General features: G+C 29.6%; 11 protein-coding genes and 1 other RNA gene. 6 read left to right on the forward strand and 6 right to left on the reverse strand.

Features of this window, described 5'->3' with window-relative positions; all coding sequences use genetic code 11:
- The first annotated feature begins 98 nt into the window (after positions 1-98).
- Positions 99-496: a transfer-messenger RNA gene (gene ssrA / locus B0I03_RS02730) on the forward strand.
- Here ssrA and B0I03_RS13205 read toward each other — a convergent pair.
- From B0I03_RS13205 to B0I03_RS02760, 5 genes are all read right to left on the reverse strand, one after another.
- Positions 447-2,003: a recombinase family protein gene (locus tag B0I03_RS13205; RefSeq protein ID WP_181452326.1), complete on the reverse strand. Its 1,557-nt coding sequence runs from the start codon at positions 2,001-2,003 to the stop codon at positions 447-449. The genes ssrA and B0I03_RS13205 overlap by 50 nt on opposite strands.
- 215 nt (positions 2,004-2,218) lie before the next feature.
- On the reverse strand, positions 2,219-3,127 hold the full coding sequence (locus B0I03_RS02745) for a hypothetical protein (RefSeq protein ID WP_111565925.1): 909 nt from the start codon (positions 3,125-3,127) through the stop codon (positions 2,219-2,221).
- Positions 3,128-3,765: 638 nt separating this feature from the next.
- Positions 3,766-5,565, reverse strand: coding sequence for a DUF6119 family protein (locus B0I03_RS02750; protein WP_111565926.1), 1,800 nt, complete (start codon positions 5,563-5,565; stop codon positions 3,766-3,768).
- 152 nt (positions 5,566-5,717) lie between these two features.
- On the reverse strand, positions 5,718-6,560 hold the full coding sequence (locus B0I03_RS02755; RefSeq protein ID WP_111565927.1) for a hypothetical protein: 843 nt from the start codon (positions 6,558-6,560) through the stop codon (positions 5,718-5,720).
- Positions 6,553-6,876 carry a hypothetical protein gene (locus B0I03_RS02760; protein ID WP_111565928.1) on the reverse strand — a complete coding sequence of 108 codons (324 nt, stop codon included), beginning with the start codon at positions 6,874-6,876 and terminating at the stop codon, positions 6,553-6,555. Before B0I03_RS02760 ends, B0I03_RS02755 begins: the two co-directional genes overlap by 8 nt.
- A 681-nt stretch (positions 6,877-7,557) precedes the next feature.
- Between B0I03_RS02760 and B0I03_RS02765 the strand changes: the two genes are divergently transcribed.
- A complete protein-coding gene (locus tag B0I03_RS02765; protein WP_111565929.1) occupies positions 7,558-8,103 on the forward strand; it encodes a hypothetical protein in 546 nt (181 codons plus the stop codon).
- A gap of 288 nt (positions 8,104-8,391) precedes the next feature.
- On the opposite strand, the gene B0I03_RS02770 is transcribed toward B0I03_RS02765, so the two are convergent.
- On the reverse strand, positions 8,392-11,289 hold the full coding sequence (locus B0I03_RS02770) for a sensor histidine kinase (RefSeq protein WP_111565930.1): 2,898 nt from the start codon (positions 11,287-11,289) through the stop codon (positions 8,392-8,394).
- A gap of 44 nt (positions 11,290-11,333) precedes the next feature.
- Here B0I03_RS02770 and B0I03_RS02775 point away from each other — a divergent pair, with 44 nt between their 5' ends.
- From B0I03_RS02775 to B0I03_RS02790, 4 genes are all read left to right on the forward strand, one after another.
- A complete protein-coding gene (locus B0I03_RS02775) occupies positions 11,334-12,104 on the forward strand; it encodes a LytR/AlgR family response regulator transcription factor (protein WP_111565931.1) in 771 nt (256 codons plus the stop codon).
- A 375-nt stretch (positions 12,105-12,479) separates the two neighbouring features.
- Entirely contained in the window at positions 12,480-19,148 is a 6,669-nt protein-coding gene (locus tag B0I03_RS02780) for a gliding motility-associated C-terminal domain-containing protein (protein WP_181452327.1), read from the forward strand.
- A 10-nt stretch (positions 19,149-19,158) separates the two neighbouring features.
- Positions 19,159-19,839: an aquaporin Z gene (gene aqpZ / locus B0I03_RS02785; RefSeq protein WP_111565933.1), complete on the forward strand. Its 681-nt coding sequence runs from the start codon at positions 19,159-19,161 to the stop codon at positions 19,837-19,839.
- Positions 19,840-19,854: 15 nt separating this feature from the next.
- Complete coding sequence (locus tag B0I03_RS02790; protein WP_111565934.1) at positions 19,855-20,784, forward strand: PorP/SprF family type IX secretion system membrane protein; 930 nt, start codon at positions 19,855-19,857, stop codon at positions 20,782-20,784.
- Positions 20,785-20,973: the final 189 nt, after the last annotated feature.

A 20,973-nucleotide genomic window follows, 5' to 3' on the forward strand; every position in this document is an offset into this window, starting at 1 on the left:
AAGCGACTATGCAAAGTTTTTTTAATTGAAAAAAAGAATGTAATTTTGGCTCACTTTTTGAAGAATTCTATTTAGAAAGTATTCTACTTATTTCACATGGGGTCGACTGGTTTTGACAGCGAGTGGAATTGATTAGTAAGCACGTCGAGCATTGTATGTTTAGCTCGTAAATCCAAATATACAAACCTATAAACGGCGAAAATAATTACGCTTTAGCTGCTTAATCTGAATTATAGTAAGATTTGCCTAGTTCCTACCAGGTAGGAAAGCTAGATTCTCCTCAAAAGCCTTGGTTTATGGCGGTTGGTTTAGGGGAACCGTAAAAGTAGACCTAGGAACGGTAATGCTTTAAATCCGTTCTGACACTGACAGAGCTAAGCAAAGAGTGGCGGTTTCTAGCCTTGCTCTTTGTCGAAAATCTAAGATGAAACTAAGCGTGTAGAAAGCTATTTGATTGCTTGTTTGGACCCGAGTTCGATTCTCGGCGACTCCACTAAAGTGGACAACTCTATATTTTTATAGATTTGTTCACTTTTTTTATTTTCTAAAATACTGTTATTCAACATTATAACCCTCAAAACTTCGTTAATTCTTTGAGTTCGACATTTTTTTCCGTCAAAATAAATTTTTTCAGGAAATATCGAACTTAATAAAGCTTGTTTATGTCCAACAGAGCCATTATTATAAAAATTATTTAGATTACTTAGAACTGAAATACCTGACTTTAACCATTTACCATATGTAAGATTAGTAACATTTAATGCTTCAATTCTATCTTTTAAATCTCTCCTTAATCCTTCATAGCGCTGTAATGTCAACATATAATTTTCATTATCAATATTTCCATCTACATATAGATCTTGAAGTTTTTGGATTCGCATATTTTGTTCGTTCAATTGTGTTGTTAATTTATCAAGTGATAATTCATCTTCTCCTGATTTATTATTCAATAAATTTTTTACCATCAACTCATAAAGAGTTTTCGATTCTTTTGTAAATTGAAATTCTCCCAAAATAGATTCCATGTTATTATTAACATCTTCGCTTGGAAATCTTTCATTTTTACAATAATTACAATGATAGTAAGCATATCTTCTCCCAGTTGCACTTCTAGATTTACTAGCCGTTAACTTTGCATTACATGAAGAGCAAAAAAGAATACCTCTCAAAGGAAATTCATCTCTTTGAAATGAATACCCTTCTTTCTTATTTGATGTAACTCCATTTAAAACATCTTGTACTTTAAAAAATAAACTATCCGAAATAATTGCTTCATGAATTCCATTAATAATTTGAGTAGGTTCATTTCCTAATTTTGGGATTATTATTTTACCCATATAGAATGGATTTCTAAGCAATTTAGACATATTGCTTCTACTAACTTTAATTCCTTTTTTTCTCAAATCTTTTATAATATCACTCTGAGGTTTGCCTTCGCTTACTTCTTTAAATGCATTTTGAATTAAATTAGCATTATCAGCTACTACTACGATTGGCTTGTTTTTTTCATCTCTAGAGTTTTTATATCCAATTGGAGCCATTCTAGACCATCTTCCAGATTTAAGAGCTGCTCGGATTCCTCCTCTAATTTTTATTGATCTTCTTTCATTATCGATTTCTGGAATAGCTAAAAACATGGCCAAAATTGCTTTGTTTTCTGGAATTCTCATATCAATTGGTTGTTCAATCGCTTGTACTTCAACTCCAAATTTTTCAAGAGTCCTAATCATTATTAGCGAGTCGGTTAAATTTCTTGAAAATCTATCCCAAGATGTAACTAATAATAAATCTATAGCTCCTTTATTCTTCTTTAAAAAAGCAAGAAACTTTTGATATTCAGGTCTATTGAAATTTTTAGCAGAATGGTCTTCCCTGTACTCTTTTACAATCTCTATCTCGTTTCTACTACAATAAGTAACTAATTGCTCATACTGAATGTCCAAACTATATCCTTTAGCTTGTTCATCACTACTTACCCGACACATTATGGCTGCTCTTTTCATAATTATGTTTTTTATAAAATTCTTCTACAGTTAATTTAGCATAAAACTCTAACAGTTCTTTGATTTCTTTAATATTCTCATCTGAATACTTTACTCCTTTTTTGTTTAATATTTTTTTGCATTCTTTAAATGAAACCATGTTTATTACACATGTGCATCACTTTCGCTTTCTACGATAAGCTTACTATTTATTTATCGATCTGAGTTTTTCAGTATCATAATTTTATTTTTTCAGTATCTTCAAAATTTACTATGTTTCCGTTAGCAATATCTATAGTAATTTTTTTGTAATCCGATTTTTTTATGTGATTGATTATTCTACTTTCTAAGGCTACTTTCTTTATTGTAGTAACTTCAATCAATTCAATATTACCAGTTTTATATTTTACTTTTAATTGTTTAATTTTTTGAAAATTCTTTCTAATAATTTTTAATAATTTACTTTCTTGCTCCGTTAATATCATAGTAAATGAATTATGCCTCACATCATTTTTATTACTTAAAAAATTAGAAACATAACTACTTATAGGAATATTGTAAAATGGAAAATTTAAAAAATCATCTACTAAACTACTTACACTTGAATTACTATATTCTTTTAACATAGTTTCAGAAAATGGTAAAAAATAATGTAAATCATCTTTTCTTATAAATAAAGAAAGTTGTTCACCAGTATAAATAATATTTACTATTAAAATATCTAAAATATTAAAATTCAAATTTTGATTGAAATCTACTTGATTTAAATCATTATACAACTGACTGTATACTTCAAAGTCTTTTTCTCCAATGGTATTTTTTACTTGATCGAATAGTAAAATATAGTCTTTTACTTTAAATTTACTAACAAGATGATTTTTAAGCAATAAAATCTCTTCGTTACTACTTCCAAAATCTTTTAACTGTTCAACTATTTTAATCCAAACATATTCTGAATAACTTATTTTATTCCAATTCCCTTTATCAGATTCATCATATTCTGATAGTAAATTGAATCTTTCCCAATTTTTTATATCAGAATAAACAATATCGATTTCTGTTTTTAAAAAAACTTTTTCTTGAATTTTATCAAATAAGTAAGGAGCTTTTTCTAAAATAGAAAAGTAATCTGCAACATTAATCATATTAATTATTTTTTACTAAGTACGAATTTAATAAAAAGTTTGTAATATTACAAACTTTTTATTGTAAAAAATTAATCAGAAGATATCAAGATGGAAACATCGAAAAAATAGAAACTTCAAATTTGAAAACACATGAAAAAGCAGAAAAAAAACAAAAATTTCAAAAAAAATAAAAAATCGAAGTAGAAACTTCAAAGTAGAAAACATATAGAAAAAGTAGAAACATAAAAAAAAAGAAAAATCGAAGCAATAATATCTAAGCAAAAACTTCAAAGTAGAATAATCAAAGTAAAATAAAGTATCAAATAGAAAAAAACTGATATTTGATAGATTTTGATTTTTATACATCAAACAAAAAAATACACTTTATTTCATTTGAATATAACTAAATGTAATTTTTAGACTAAAAGTAATTGCATAAAAAACTAGTATCTAAAAATTATTAGATACTAGTTGACTTAATTTTTTTAAAAAACATTATGGTTTTAAACTCACAATAATTGCTCTAAAACTTTATGAACCACTTAGATGATTTCTATATTCGCCCCAAAAAATAAAAACTATTACAAAACATTTCATTCAGCAACAGATTTATAATGGAAAATCATGAAGTAGTCATTGGAGCAAACCGCTGTTGTCTATAGTTTTTCATTCAATTCTGAAATGTCAATCATACTATATTCAAAATTTACGAATTCCTTCATCTCTTTAGCAGATTGTAATAAAGAATATTTAGCAATATTAGATGACGAAGCTTTAATTTTTTCTATGGCATTTTTCCCTTTATAAGATGTATTATTATATGCCATAATAAAGTGAATTTTAAGCTCATTTTTTTTTATTTTCCCAATAATGTCTGTTGTATTTATTTTATTTTTAATCCCTTTTGAATTATTATAGTATTCAAAAGTATCTTCTAAATATGAAATTTTTTCATTGTTTTTAAGATCATTCCATAATCTTTTAGCTGATAATACTACCTGAACATATAAATCTCTCATTGAAGTGAAAAAATGGTTTTTTACATGAATGAAATAAATTTTGTTATCTACGATTGCTAAAATGTCACATAGTTCAATATTTTGCACATACTTTTTGTCAAAAATGTAATAATCATTTAAATTTTCATGTGATTTATTATAAGTGTCTTCATCATCGCCTTCTTTCCATGGATTAAGCAATCTTTTAGTGAGTTTTAAGTCTGTATAATATTGAACAGCATCGTTTGTAATTTGTTCTAGATATTTATCTGTAAGCAAATACCAATTTTTGTCAATTTTGAAGAATTTTTTTCCTTTGCAAGGAATTTCACATGTTAAATGCATCATAAATGTTTCGAAAGTTAATAATTCATTCAAATTATAACCATCTATTTTTAGCTTTTTAACTCTTTGTTCTATTTCAAATTTTGAATAAGTATCTTCACAATTTTCAAAAATAAATTTTATTGATTCAAAATATAAATCAGTTCTACTGTAAGTTTTATGAGTTTTGTTTTGTCTGGGAAATTTTATTTCAAATGAATTACATTCATAATACTTTTCTAATTGGGTTGGATGAACCAATTCAATAATATCAGAGCCTACTAATTTATGTAAATATCCAGTATTTAAAGATAATACATCATCAATCACAAGTTTTAATAACTCTGCTTCTAACTCATCAATTAAATCGATTTCTTTAATTCTTTTAAATAATGTTAACTCGTGATATGTATCTTTATTACTTGTAATAAGATCAATATCAATTATTAGTTGTTTTAAAAATGTATAATTGATTTTTTTACGAACGCTAAAATAATTTCCTATCTCTAATATTGGATTTTTTTCACCTTTAATGAAGTTTTTTAATATTACATTTTTTACTTCATCTCTAGCATAAATCTTTAGTTTTTGAGGAATTTCTGAATAATTAAAAGACTCCGATACAGTTTGATTTTTATTATAAGTATTTTTTTTCTGAGATATATTTCCTGAAATTGAACGCATAGATAGGTCTATCAAAAGATCTTCTTTTGGTTTTGCGAAATGTTGATAAAAATCAATACCAAAGTTAGAATCTATATATTTTCTGATTACAGAAGCACCTGAACCTCCTATAATACAATAGATTTTTTTATTATATTCTATAAAAAGAACATAAGAAAATTCTGTTACATTGAAATTGTGTTTGGATGTAAGTTCTTTTGGTAAAAAATTAATCCAATAGTAGTTTTCTTTTTCTCTATTAAAGGTATAAGAATAAAAATTGAATTTATCTTCTTTATAATCAACTAATTTTTTTGAGCTATCTAAATCTTTATTTTGAGCTTTTAAACTTATCTTATGATTTTTAGTAATTATTTCTACAATAGATTCAAAAGATTTACCTCTTAAATCAATATGAGTTTTATCAATTGAAAATATTTTCAGATTTATTTTTTCTTTTTCAGTACTCATTTTTTTAAAATTGTTGATAACATTCCGGCGCTTGGCGAGGTTACGAGCCTCGGAACTGATTATTTCTATTAAATTATAAATTTCTTACGAAATGTAAACATGAATTTACCACAAAATTCGCAATCTCGCAAAACGTGTGTTAGCTTTAGTATTTAATAATTTTTACAAACAATTCTTTCAAATTCTGGATATTCTTTGTTTGCTTCTGATTTAAGAGTATATCCAACTTCTAAATCTATTTTTTTTCCTTTATTATTTTTGAAATGATTCTTTACTTTGAAAGCATTAACATCTTTTTGAGGTTTAAAGACTTCATTACTAATACTTACATAATTCCTTTCTCCTGTTTTTTCTGAAAAGGAGATAGTTATGTATTCTATTTTGTCAACTAAACTTTCATCAATAAACTTTAGTTTAAGTTCTAAAATATCTGATTCATAATCTTTTGGACATTCAAAAATAAAATTTGATGATTGTCCTGAAGACATGTAACCTTTTCTTTTGTAAAGAATTCTTTCGTCTAATTTTTGATTATAGCTTTTTATTTCGCCTATTTCAAAATTATTTATTTTTATTTTTTTGTTAATGTCATTTTTTAATTCTTCTTTTTCTCCGATAATTTTTTCAAGATTTTCAATTTCTTTTTTTAGCTTTTCTAATTCTATATTCTGCAAATAGATACTATCAATTAAAGTATGAGAATTAGATTTTAGAGATTCTAATTTGTTTACATCTAAACTATCTAAATCTGTCTTTAAGTTTAAGTTAAGATTAGTATTTAATATTTCCCGTAGCATTGTACTTTGCTTTTCAAATTCTTTATCGTAATAAAAATTCACAAGTAATGCACTTGATAGTATAGAAATCACTAATATTATATTTAGGTATTTAGACTTCTTATTATGAGTTGTATTTTTAGCAGTAATAAATATGTAAATAGCAACTAATAATGTAGCTATTAATGGTATAATGTATATGTAATTTATATTATTCATTTTCGGAAGCTTCAAATTGGTTATTATTTTTTCTCAATATTGCAATTAATGTTCCACTCCAACTTATTCCAGCAAAAATTGAAGATTTTAGAGATGAAGGTTCTAATAAAACATATGCTAATAATGCACCGATTACAGGTAATATGACAAAATCAATTCTAAAATAGAATGCTTCTGATTTATTTGGTATTAACTTCTTTATAAAAGGAATTGTGCCATTAAAATCATCACTATATAATGATAATAAATGTGTGCATAAAGCTCCTAACCAAGTTTGAAATAAAATTATTTCATTGATTTCATTAAATAATTCCACTTTTGTTATTTAAATTATTATTTCTCATTTTGTCGTAGTCAATTCTAATATTACAGCAACTTATTTATATGCTCAGTTTTTTCTATTTAGTTGAACATAGCTAGCTATTTTTGGGTAGATATGCTCAACTATTGTTGCTTATTTTTTTATAAATTATCAAAAAGACTTTTAATCTACCTAATATTTTTGATACTCTGTATGCAAAGTTGATTTACGTCTTATTATGTTTCACTTTATCGCTAGCAAACAACTGCATATCTTTTTAATCACCAGCAATTTGTTCTGGATTTTGATTAACCATTGTCATAAAAAACTTACTTCCAAACTTAAGAATTAAAATGCACCTACACAACCCGTAAAAATACCTGATTTTCAAACCAGGTAGAAATACGTAGGAACTTTCTTAGCGAAAGTAAATAAAAAGATTGAGATAAAAATGTGGAAAACCGTAAAATGATGCTAGAAAATCATAGTAAGGTTAATTATCTTTTTTCAATAAAAACAACATGAGAAAAACCATAATATATTAATCTTTTTGTTTTATTGTAAATTCAATATTATAACCCAATGAAATGCCTAAGTAATTTTTACTAAGTATTATCAAAACCATGTGACATTTTAAATATTGAAAATCAAATTTATGGCACTTATTTTGATGTTAAATTAATTACATTTTACACTATGAAAACAGATAAAGAAATATCCGAACATTATATTGAATCAGCTGAAAGACATTTGATTGAAAATGATATATATTCAATTGAAAAAGCTGTTGTACACTACAAGAGAGCAATCCTTTTTGACCCAAAGAACTTAGAGCTAAGAAAAAGATTAAATGAAGTATTTTATGAAGTTTGTAAAAAAAATAAACGTATTGAAAATGAAGATATTGAAAAAACTTTGATAATAAAAAGTTTTCTAGATTCATGTAAAAATGGGAATTTATCATATGTAAAATCTCTTTTTTCTAAAGATTTTAGTTGTGAGTACAATTATTTTGGAGAAACATTAGATTCATTCATTTTAAATTTCATTAAAGAACTTAACCATAAAAAAACAAAATGCGAAATTGGTTACTTTTTTATTGCTAATCGATTTAATACGTGTTTGATAATAAATGAATATATTTTGAGATTCAATATCAAAGAAAATAAAATCAATTTTATAACCTCACAAAAACTTGAAGGAGCAGATATTAGTAATCTGATAATTTGGGTGAATAACTAGTAAATTATTCATTAGTATTATTGAACTATAACTTAAGCATTTTTTATATCAAGAAATCTGACCCGAGCCTACGGGGAACTGAAAGAAGTTATACATAAGGTTTCATTTTTTATCATTTTCTTTGATTTAAGCCCTTTAAACATAAAAAAAGATGAGCTATACAGCTCATCTTTTTTACAATTATTTTTAATTTTCGTTGATTATCAACCTTTTAAATATCAAAAAGTGCTCATCACTAAATTTGAAATATTGCCTTTATATTAGTCTGTTTTAAAAATTCGAAAAAAATTAAATCAAAGGAAACTTCAAAACAACCTTGGTCCCAATGGGCTTTAAATCTTCATTAGTTAAATCAATAATTTCATAGGTGTATTCTTTTTTAGTTAATTCTTGATATAGTTTCATCCTATTTAAAACAATCTTAGTAGCATATGAAGTATGTGATTTTAATTTATTGGATTTATTATCTAAATTTCTGCCAATACCATTATCTTCAATTTCAATGGAAATTAAACTGTTTATTATTGAAATAGCTATAATTAAATTCCTCTCTTTTTTTGAACCCGACAATCCGTGAATTATAGCATTTTCAACGATTGGTTGCAATAACATTACAGGAATTTTTACTTCATTTAGATTTATTTCTTGATCGATTCTTAAAATTAAATTTATTTTAGGATTTAATCGTTGGTTTTCGACAGAAAGATAAGAGGTAATATAATTAATTTCTTCTGCTAAAGTTATATTTTCACTATTTACAATATCTAAAGTTTTTCTCAAAAAAATAGAAAAATTTACCATTTGTTCATTAAATTTTTCAACTCCTTTCAAAATCATTGTACTCTGAATATTATTTAATGAGTTAAAAATAAAATGAGGGTTCATTTGAGCTTTCAAAGCTTTTAGTTCTAGGTCATTAAGTTTTACTTTTGCTCTTATTTTTTTATTTCTTTTTTCTCTCATATAAAACATTATAAAAACAATTAAAGAAAGTAAAATAAGAGTACAAATTATTTTAAAACTTTGCCTTTCCCAAAAATGAGGATTGATTGTAAATTCGATAGTTTTTGATTTTCTTATACCATTCAAATCATCAATTAAAATTGAAAAAGTGTAATCGCCAGGTGCTAAATTATTAAATGAAAACACATCTTCGTTGACAGCATTCCATTTTTTATCTTCACCATCTTTTGTTAACGAAATGAACTTTTTTAGATTAGAATTATTATTAAAAAAAGATTTTATGGAAGTTTCAAAAACTATACTGTTTTGATCTCTTTCCAAGAACAACATTGCATTACCATAATCAAATATTTTACCATCAACTTTTATCTTATTAATATCAATATCAATGCTTTTCTTTTGTTTGTTGAATATGATTTTCTTTTCCAATAAACTAACTCCTTGAACTGTTGCAATGATTATATGAGATCCATTTGAAGATATTGAGCTTATTTCAGACAAATTTAATCCATCATTATGGGTTATTATCTTAACTAATTTTAACTGGTTCTTTTGAATTCTTATAACATGAAGTTTTTCACTTATTCCAACATAAAATAATTGATTTGATTCATCATAATAAATAGCAGAAACTTTATCGTTAATAAACTTTAATTTACTCACAATTTTAAGCTTATTGTTTAACAAAAAAACGTGTCCGTCTAACGTTCCAATTAATATTTGATCATTAAATGGGTAAATAGTACTGCTAAATTTTACAGATGAATTTTCTATAACTTGTTTTGTTGCTATATTGTATGAGAATATTTTATCCTCATTACTAACAATAATGCATTTTTCAGTGGACTCAATTCTATTAATTCTAATTTCTGTATTTACTTTAGTTAATGTGTCATTTTCTTTGTAAATTACATTATCATAGTGTGCACAAACTAACCCAACATTTGTGAAATCTGAAACTCTGTTTGGAATGTTATAGTATTTAATTTTATTTAATGACCCATCGGCTTTAATCTTAAAAACCTCAATTCCATCAAAAAAACTTAGGTATAAATTATCATTGCGTATAAATAGTTTATTAGGTGGGGATTCTTTGTATTTGTTAATTATTTTATTTGTTTTTGTGTTTAAATCAAAACATGAAAAAGTATTATCATAAGTTATGTAATAAACTTTGTTTTTTAATTGACATGAAAACTTAATTGAGGTTATTTTTTCTTGAAAAATCGAAGTAAAATCATAGTTTAACGATTTAGTAAAATCGTTAGGAATATATTTCATACTAAAATCAAAAAATCCTACCCAAAAATTATGGTCATCATCTATAAATATGCGCTGAATTTTATCATTTGGAAAAGGTATTAAAGATACTTTTTTTGATAATTCTACATTTATTTTCCCTTGTTCTAAAACCTGATATTTATTTTCATCAACATTATAATAAACTAAATGCTTTTCATCAAATTCACCTTTATAGCGTATAGCTTTTAAATTACTTCTATAATAGCTCGGTGGTTTTTGAAATTTACCATCAATGTACACATATAAATCTTCAATTTTAAAATCTCTCGACTGAACAAACTCTAAAATAGTATTGCTTTTGTAATAAGTAACATAATCACCAATCCTACCAATATAGTGTCTGTATTCAGAAGGAAGTTTAACAATCTTGTTTGTTGATAAATTATAAAAAAACTCATTAAAATTACCATCGTTAAGTATAAAATGATTGTTTAATTTATCAAAATCAATAAATTGATACTTTGAGGCAATTTTTATTTCACTTAAAACATTTTTTTCATCAAGTAAATAACATTTATTACTAGAAATAAAAATTATTTTATTATTGTGTTCATAGAACAATCTGAAAGATTTAATAGTCAAATTTGTTTTTATTCTTTTTACACTGTCATTCTCAATGTAATACAAACCATCATAAAATCCTTTTAACCATTTTCTGTTTTTAGAATCTATATGTATTTCATTAATATCATTAGTTGGAAGTCCGTTATCTCTATTAAAAATTTTATGAATAGATCCATTAAATTTAGAAACGCCATTATTAGTACAAATCCAAGCATAATGATCTTTATCAAAATCAACTGTATAAATATGATTAGACGGTAAACCCATCGATTTGTCCAAATCTTTAATTGTTCCATAGTTCTGAGAAAAACAATTAGAAACAACAAATAGTATTAAAATGGCAATCTTTATTTGCATTTTATAGTATAATTTTTGTAATATTAAGAAAATTTTAAACGTATATGCAAAAACACAATGTACTTTTAGTTGAAGATGAAGAATCTAACTTAGAACTTTTAAAATATTTTATAATAAATTTCATTGATAATCTGAATATTATAGGTGAAGCTACTAATGTTGAAGAAGCATTAATAATTTATAAAAACACGAAACCCGATATTATAATTTTAGATATACAATTACAAGAAAAAGATGCATTTGACTTTTTAGATTTAGTGAATTTTGGTGAGTTTGAAATTATTTTTGTAACCGCTTATGAAAGTTATGCGCTTAAGGCTTTTAAATACAATGTTATTGATTATATATTAAAACCATTTGCCATTGAAGATTTAAAAAAAGCTACAGAAAAATGTATAAGACGTATTGAAGAACGTAAATTATTTGATTCTAAAAACTTTGAAAAAAACAATAATTCAAATATCGATTCTAATAATACTTTATCTATTCCATCTATTGACAGAGTTGACATAATCAATAAATCTGACATTATTTTTTGTAAATCAGACGGAAGATATACTACTTTTTACTTAAAAAACAATAGTGAATATGTAGCTAGTAAAAATCTTGGCGAATATGAAACAATGTTAGAACATGATGGCTTCTTTAGAATTCATTATTCATATATGGTAAATCTGAACAATCTAATAACAATTAATAAAAAAAACAGTTATTATTTTTGTGATATGATTAATAATATAAGCCTACCTATTGCAAAAAGAAGAGTTGAAAGCTTAAGAGTGTATCTTAAATTTGAGTTTAAGAAAAAAGCTTAAGTTCTAAAAATCAACCTAAAAAATTCCTACTACAATTCTGTAGTAACAATTCTACTTCTAGAAACCAGTTATTACTTTTAATTACCACCTATTACATCTTTATTGTTTTACATGCTTAAAGGTCACAAATTTGCTTGCTTTTAATTTAGAAATCAAGAATATAAACCCTTAAATCCCCTTGTAATGGAAAAACAATTTTTAGTGCTATATTATTCATAATAGAGCACTCACTACTTCATGCAACCCCACATAATACCCCAAAATTTAGATAACCTAGATTACATTAACTAAATCAATTTAATGATGAAAAAATTAATCTATTCCTTATTTGTGCTCATACTTTTCTTCACTGAAACAATATTAGCACAGTGTAACGTGAATAACTTTACCGCAACCCCAACAAATGGAACTTGTTTTGCTAATGGCTCAATTGCTGTACAAGTACCAGGAGCTGTAAATTGCTCTAACTGGGTGGCTATTTTAACCCCATCTGTTGGACCACAACAACAACAGAATATACCTGCAAATGGTGGTCCAGTAATTTTTAACTCTTTACAAGCTGGCAGCTATAATGTAAGCCTTTTTAACGGCTTCACTACTATTCAAGCTCCAAACAATCCTATCAATATAAGTACTACTTATGTTAATATGAGCATTACAAGTAATCATACCATGACAACTTGTAATCCTGCAGCTAGTAATTATGTTCAAAATGGTACCCTAACTGTTAATGTAGGATCAGGTACGGGTGTAGGACCGTTTATTTATACTTGTCCAGGTGCAGCAAATTCACCTTCAGCACCTACAATGTCCACTAGTTATACTTTCACGGGTTTACCCGCTGGAACACATAATTTTACAGTAACCGATTTAGTTAATAATCAACCTGGTTGTGAAGTAACTGTAGGACAAACTCGTGTTATTCCAGTAAATTCTACTCCTTTACCTGTAATTGGATCTATAAAATATAGAAGAGTAGACTGTCCTTCAGATTGTGATAACTACGTCTTGTATTTTCCTGTAACAAACAGATTAACAACTACAAATATAGCTAGTACCCCTCCTCCTCAAAACATTACTCTAAACACTACAGCAACTATTTCCATTAATGGAGGAGCACCTCAAAATATGCCTTATGCCATTACATCAATGTTGTATGTAGATGGCTTTCAATCTCCAACGCTAAGTGCTGGTGATACTTATGTAGTAACAATTACAAATGGATGCCACACCCAAACTTTAAGTGGAGTTGTACCACCTGTAAGTACTATTACTTTAGTCGCGGTAAATGGCTCAACCATAACAACCTGCGGTACACCTAATTACAGTATAGGAGTTAGTATTACAGGACCTACAGCTGGTAACACATATTTTTGTAATGACGCAACTACAGTAATAGTTGGCGGAGTAGGAACTTCAAGCATGGTCCCTTTTGGTTCTGGGGGAACTGGGGGAGTATCTATTGCAGTACCTGGTCCTGGTACTTATAGTGTAACTGTTACTGATGGATGTAATACTATTGTAAGAAGTGTTATTGTGCCTCTAATTGGTCCAAACTTAAATGCTGTTCAAATTGACACAACCACCACAACTTCTTTAAGAGAAAATTCGGGTGCTATGTATTTAACCGCCCCAGGTGCATTAGCAAATTTACCTATTCCTCATACCTACTCAATAATGCCAGCAGATGGTAGTACTACTAAAACCTTAACATCTACACATCCTTATAATCTAGCTGGCACATTTACCATCAATTTCCCAATTGTAAGAGTAATAACTACTACAAATAGTGGTTCAAATGAAAGATTAGTTAGAGATTTACCTTTAGGCGAATATGATGTAACTTTTACAGATAATTGCGGCAATACAATTACCAGAAGAGTAAATATAAATAGACCGGCAACTTATAATCCAGTAGTTACAGTTACACAAAGTTGTAACAATTCTAACACCGTTACTTATGCATTAAATGCACCAGACGCTGTTGTTTTTAATTCAGGAAGAGTCAGACTGTTTACAAATTCAGGAGGTGTACCTGGTACACTTCTGTCAACAATTCATGCAGAAGGTGCTAATACCGCTAATGGATACAAAAATGGCACCATTAGTAATTTACCAGCTGGAAGTTACTTCATTGTAATAGATAGAACAAAACAAAATATGTATTGGGGTTATTCTCCCATTCCAAATGCAATTACTGATGAAGAGTATAGAATTCCTTTTACAATTGCTCCTTATCAAGATGTCGTAGTGTCAACGCAATCACTAATCTGTGATATTAATGATGCCAACAGTGGTGTTGTAGTAGCTCAAATAAATGGAGGTACACCGGTATACCCATTAACATGGCAAGTGTTTTCAACATCAAATCCTTTAACACCTTTGCAAACATACACAGCTAATAGTTCTTCAGACACAAATGCGACACAACAATCGTTTACTGGTCTTGCTGCAGGAGACTATTTCGTTAGAGTTTCCTACCTATGCTATAGTGTAGACAATAACGTTACCATTGATGGTGCTCAAGTAATACCGCAAGCTATTGTAAGTCAATCTACTGTTTGTCCAAATAGTAATGTAGTATTAGCTAGTTTTCCAGCATCTGACAGTATTTATAACATAGTATGGACAGATAATTTTGGAAACACAGTAGGTACAGGAAGTAGCATAAACGTTACAGTATCACAAACAACTACATATACAGCAAATATTTCATTAATATCTAGTGTGGGATGTACAAACGCTGCTACTTATACAAGTAATGTAACAGTAACAGTTACACCAAACCCAGATTTAAGTTTAACTGTAAGCGATGTAGATTTGTGTCAAATAAAGGGGCTACCAGCTACAGTGGTTATAAGTAACTCTCAATTAGGCTTCAATTATGAGTTATTAGATCAAAATGGAGATTCATTTTCGCCAGCTATAACAGGTATCGGAAATGGCGGAAATTTAATAATAACTATACCTTCTGGAAATATCCCAACAGCAGGAATAGGGTATATTGTTTCTACTACAAATGGAAATCCTGCTTGTAGTGGTAACCTTTTAGATGATGTAATGTTTTATGAAGGCACTCCACAAACAAATAATTCCATCACTGCAACTAACGTTTGTTTAGGTTCAGATGCTATAATTACAGTAGCTAATGCTCTTAACGCTGGTAATTATACTGTTTACTCTAGCTCAGATTTATCAACAGCAATAACAACTGTAACAGGTAATGGTACTAATTTGAACATTACAATTCCAGCGACAAATTTAACATTAGGTTCAAATTCATTTACAATTCAAGTGGACGGAGATCAATGTACTGCAGCTTATTTAGATAATCAAGCTACAATAATGGTATATCCAAATATTTCGCAATCAGGTAGTACTTCAACATCTTGTGGCAGTACAGGAGTATCTTACACAGTTACAGCTACATTTACAGGAACTGCACCTTTTACAGCCACTGGCACTGGTGCACCAGGAACATGGATAGATAATGGAAATGGAACACACACTTGGACATCTGATGCTATACCAACAGGGTCTGGTTATAATGTAGATATTCAAGACACTAATGCTTGTAATACTTTAAACTTAACCGCAGCTGCACCAACTTGTTGTGTGTTTGAAGTAACATGTCCTACATTCGCTCCAACAACAGTATCTTGTTATTCTACTATTCCTACAGCTACTACATTAACTGAAGCAGAATTTGAAGCATTAGGAAATGCTGATGGAATTATTGGAGATACACCATGTGGTGTTATTGAAATAACTGCTTCAAATAGTGCAGATCCAGGTTGTGAAGGAAACGTTATAAGAACTTATACTATTACTGAATATGATGACCCTAATAATAATGATATCAGAGATGTTGGTGAAGATACTGTGTTAAATACACAAACTTGCACACAAACCTACTCTATTGAAAGAGAAGATTTTATTATGCCCGCTAATGGTTCTTCAACTATTACATGTCAATCAGGTTTTGGTGCTCCAACAATTCCAATTGTAACAGATGCTTGTGGTAACATATTAACCCCAAGTCTTCCTGTAATACTCTCTGACACATCAACATGTCTTAGTTTTGTAGGCTACTTTTATACCTTCACAGATTGTGAAGGAAACACACACGAATGGAGTTATACCTATATCATAGATAGAGAAAACTTTACAATTCCAGTTGTACAAAACTCCGCAACTGTAGCATGTATTGCGCAAGCTACAGAACCAACAGCAATGATGCTTCCAGTTGTAACTGATGATTGTGGAAACACATTAACTCCAAGTGCACCTGTAGTTTCTACAATGCCAACTTGTGAAGGTGATATAACATACACCTATACATATACAGATTGCCAAGGCAACACAAGTGATTGGGTATATACTTACACTATCGAAAGAGCCGACTTTACTATGCCAGCCAATGCTTCTTCAACAGTAGCTTGTCCAGCAGATGTAGTAGCTCCAATAGTTCCAACAGTAACAGATGCTTGTGGAAATACATTAACACCAAGTGCGCCTGTAGTTTCTACAATGCCTACTTGTGAAGGTGATGTTACTTACAACTATACATTTACAGATTGTGAAGGCAATACACACGATTGGGTGTACACGTATACAATTGAAAGAGCCGATTTTACAATGCCAGCCAATGCTTCTTCAACAGTAGCTTGTCCAGCAGATGTAGTAGCTCCAATAGTTCCAACAGTAACAGATGCTTGTGGAAATACATTAACGCCAAGTGCTCCTGTAGTTTCTACAATGCAAACTTGTGAAGGTGATGTTACTTACACCTATAGATTTACAGATTGTGAAGGAAATACACACGATTGGGTATATACTTACACCATCGAAAGAGCTGATTTTACAATGCCAGCCAATGCTTCTTCAACAGTAGCTTGTCCAGCAGATGTAGTAGCTCCAACAGTACCAACAGTAACAGATGCATGTGGAAACACATTAACACCTAGTGCTCCTGTAGTTTCTACAATGCCAACTTGTGAAGGTGATGTTACTTACACCTATACGTTTACAGATTGCGAAGGCAATACTCACGATTGGGTTTATACATACACAATTGAAAGAGCTGATTTTACAATGCCAGCCAATGCTTCTTCAACAGTAGCTTGTCCAGCAGATGTAGTAGCTCCAACAGTGCCAACAGTAACAGATGCATGTGGAAACACATTAACACCTAGTGCTCCTGTAGTTTCTACAATGCCAACTTGTGAAGGTGATGTTACTTACACCTATACGTTTACAGATTGCGAAGGCAATACTCACGATTGGGTTTATACATACACAATTGAAAGAGCTGATTTTACAATGCCAGCCAATGCTTCTTCAACAATAGCTTGTCCAGCAGATGTAGTAGCTCCAACAGTTCCAACAGTAACAGATGCATGTGGAAACACATTAACGCCAAGTGCTCCTGTAGTTTCTACAATGCCAACTTGTGAAGGTGATGTAACTTATACATACACATTTACTGATTGCGAAGGAAATACACACGATTGGGTATATACTTACACTATCGAAAGAGCCGACTTTACTATGCCAGCCAATGCTTCTTCAACAGTAGCTTGTCCAGCAGATGTAGTAACTCCAACAGTGCCAACAGTAACAGATGCTTGTGGAAACACATTAACGCCAAGTGCTCCTGTAGTTTCTACAATGCCAACTTGTGAAGGTAATATAACATACACCTATACATTTACAGATTGTGAAGGAAATACACACGATTGGGTGTACACGTATACAATTGAAAGAGCCGACTTTACTATGCCAGCCAATGCTTCTTCAACAGTAGCTTGTCCAGCAGATGTAGTAGCTCCAACAGTGCCAACAGTAACAGATGCTTGTGGAAACACATTAACACCAAGTGCACCTGTAGTTTCTACAATGCCAACTTGTGAAGGTGATGTAACTTATACATACACATTTACTGATTGCGAAGGAAATACACACGATTGGGTATATACTTACACAATTGATGATAATATTGCTCCAACTGGAACAGCACCAGTCAATTTAACATTCCAATGTATTGCAAATGTACCAGTAGCAGACATTAATGTAATTACTGATGAAACTGACAACTGTACAGGTTTAGTTACAGTAACAGTAGCAGATACAAATAATGGTGGAACAGGGTGCATAGGTAATCCTTATGTTGTAACAAGAACTTATATCTTAACTGATTGTGCAGGAAATGCAACTAATTTAGTTCAAACTATTACTGTTGTTGATGATACAGCACCTACTTTTGTAGAAGCTTTACCTTCGGATTTAGTATTAGAATGTACTGACGTAGTTCCAACGGCACCAATATTAACAGCAACGGATAATTGTAGTTCTGCAACAGTTGTTTACAATGAAGTAAGAACCAATGGTTCATGTCCAAGTAACTATACTTTAACAAGAACATGGACCGCAACGGATACTTGTGGAAATGAAACGACTCATATACAAATGATCGATGTTCAAGATACAACACCACCAGTATTTACAGGTGAGTTACCAGTAGACGGATTTGCAGATTGTGATAATATTCCTGTTGCTCCAACAATGACTGCTACAGATAATTGTGGAAATGTAACCATTACTTTAGATGAGCAAAGAATTGATGGTGATTGTTCAAGTCGTTTCCAATTAATCAGAACTTGGACAGCTACAGACGATTGTGGCAATTCATCTAGCTATACACAAACTTTAACATTAGCTTGTCACGTTAAAATTTGGAATGCAGTTTCTCCAAATGGGGATACAAAAAATGACATATTCTATTTAGAAGGTATTGATTGTTATCCAAACAATTCAGTTGAAATTTATAACCGTTGGGGAATAAAAGTTTATGAAACAAGCGGATACGACAATATTAATAAAGTATTCTCTGGATACTCAGATGGTCGTTCAACTGTATCAAGAAATGAACTATTACCGACGGGAACTTATTTCTACATCTTGAAATATGAATACAGCTATGATGGCGTGAACGGTAAACAAATGATTGATAAATCTGGATATTTATATATTCAAAATAATTAAAAGATACCTTATGAAAAAATATATAGTTGAGTTAATAGGTACGTTTTGGTTAGTATTCTGTGGATGTGGTAGCGCTCTTTTTGCTGCCACGTTCCCAGACTATGGGATTGGATTTGTGGGTGTTTCATTGGCTTTTGGTCTTTCTTTGCTAACTATGGTTTACACCATTGGTTCAATCTCAGGCTGTCATTTAAACCCTGCGGTATCATTTGCTATGGTAAGTGCCAGTAGAATGTCTTTAAATGAAGCTTTTAAGTATACTCTCTTTCAAGTGTTAGGTGCAATTTTAGCCGCTTCCGTACTGTATATCATTCAATCTGGAAGTGTTCATACTGAAATTGGAGGATTTGCCTCTAATGGATTTGGAGAAAATTCGCCAATGGAGTACGATTTACTATCGTGTTTTTTAACTGAATTTGTACTTACTTTTTTCTTTCTACTTATTATTTTAAGTATTACAAGTAGTAATGCTTATCATAAATTCTCTGGAATAGTGATAGGATTTTCGTTAACATTAATTCACTTAATAAGTATACCGATTACAAACACTTCTGTAAATCCAGCAAGAAGTTTAAGTCAAGCTTTATTTGCTCATGTGAGTTGGCCTTCAGAACAACTATGGTTATTTTGGATAGCTCCTATTTTAGGCGGAGTATTAGCTGGTTTTACTTATAAAAGATTTTTACAATAAGAAACACTAATTATCATGAAAATATCAATTAAAAATATAATCATCTGCTCTGTCTTACTTATTCTTTGCAATCAAAAAATGAGTGCCCAGCAAGATTCACAATATACCAATTACATGTACAACACTATCAATGTCAATCCGGCTTATGCGGGTAGCAGAGGTGTTATGAGTATTTTTGGATTACATAGAACCCAGTGGGTAGGATTAGATGGAGCGCCAGTAACCAATACACTTTCGGTAAACACACCAATTAATAATTCTAATTTTGGATTGGGAGTTTCCTTTGTAAATGATAGAATCGGACCATCAGATGAAAATGCTATTTCGGTAGATTTATCTTATACAATACAAACATCTGAAACCTATAAATTATCATTCGGAATAAAAGGAACGGCTAATTTATTAAATGTAGATTATACTAAATTAGATCGATACGATTTAACCGATCCACAATTTCAAAATAATATAGATAACGAATTTTCTCCAAATATTGGAGCTGGTATTTACTTCCATTCAGATAAATTATATGCCGGATTATCGGTTCCTAACTTCTTAGAAACAGAGCATTTTGATGATAACATATCGGTTTCTGCAAAAGAAAGAATGCACTACTATTTCATAGGAGGATATGTTTTTGATTTATCTCCAAGCGTAAAATTCAAGCCAGCCTTCTTATCAAAAATGACTTTAGGAGCACCATTACAAACCGATTTAACGGCCAATTTCATGTTTAATGAAAAATTTGTCATCGGTGCGGCTTGGCGTTGGGATGCTGCATTAAGTGGCTTAGTTGGTTTTCAAGTTTCCGAAGGTTGGTTCATAGGTTATGGTTATGATGCCGAAACTACCAAACTTGCTAACTACAACTCGGGTTCGCATGAAATATTCTTGCGCTACGAGTTCAAAGGAAAATCAGAAAAAGTTGTTTCACCAAGATTCTTCTAAAAAACAAAATATGAAAACAAAAGCAATAGTTATAGTAGCATTGTTACTAAAGAGTTTTTTAGTAGATGCACAACAAGTTAAAATTAAAAAAGCTGATAAAGATTTTGAAAAATTCGCTTATGTCGATGCCATCAAAACTTATGAAAAGGTAGCTGAAAAAGGATACAAATCGGTTGAACTATTTCAGAA

Source organism: Flavobacterium aquaticum (genome assembly GCF_003259835.1).
Classification (GTDB): Bacteria; Bacteroidota; Bacteroidia; order Flavobacteriales; family Flavobacteriaceae; genus Flavobacterium; species Flavobacterium aquaticum.

Excerpts from the sequence above, each read along its gene's own strand:
- B0I03_RS13205 (WP_181452326.1), bottom strand. The coding sequence starts at position 2,003 with ATGAAAAGAGCAGCCATAATGTGTCGGGTAAGTAGTGATGAACAAGCT.
- B0I03_RS02745 (WP_111565925.1), bottom strand. The coding sequence starts at position 3,127 with ATGATTAATGTTGCAGATTACTTTTCTATTTTAGAAAAAGCTCCTTAC.
- B0I03_RS02750 (WP_111565926.1), bottom strand. The coding sequence starts at position 5,565 with ATGAGTACTGAAAAAGAAAAAATAAATCTGAAAATATTTTCAATTGAT.
- B0I03_RS02755 (WP_111565927.1), bottom strand. The coding sequence starts at position 6,560 with ATGAATAATATAAATTACATATACATTATACCATTAATAGCTACATTA.
- B0I03_RS02765 (WP_111565929.1), top strand. The coding sequence starts at position 7,558 with ATGAAAACAGATAAAGAAATATCCGAACATTATATTGAATCAGCTGAA.
- B0I03_RS02770 (WP_111565930.1), bottom strand. The coding sequence starts at position 11,289 with ATGCAAATAAAGATTGCCATTTTAATACTATTTGTTGTTTCTAATTGT.
- B0I03_RS02775 (WP_111565931.1), top strand. The coding sequence starts at position 11,334 with ATGCAAAAACACAATGTACTTTTAGTTGAAGATGAAGAATCTAACTTA.
- aqpZ (WP_111565933.1), top strand. The coding sequence starts at position 19,159 with ATGAAAAAATATATAGTTGAGTTAATAGGTACGTTTTGGTTAGTATTC.
- B0I03_RS02790 (WP_111565934.1), top strand. The coding sequence starts at position 19,855 with ATGAAAATATCAATTAAAAATATAATCATCTGCTCTGTCTTACTTATT.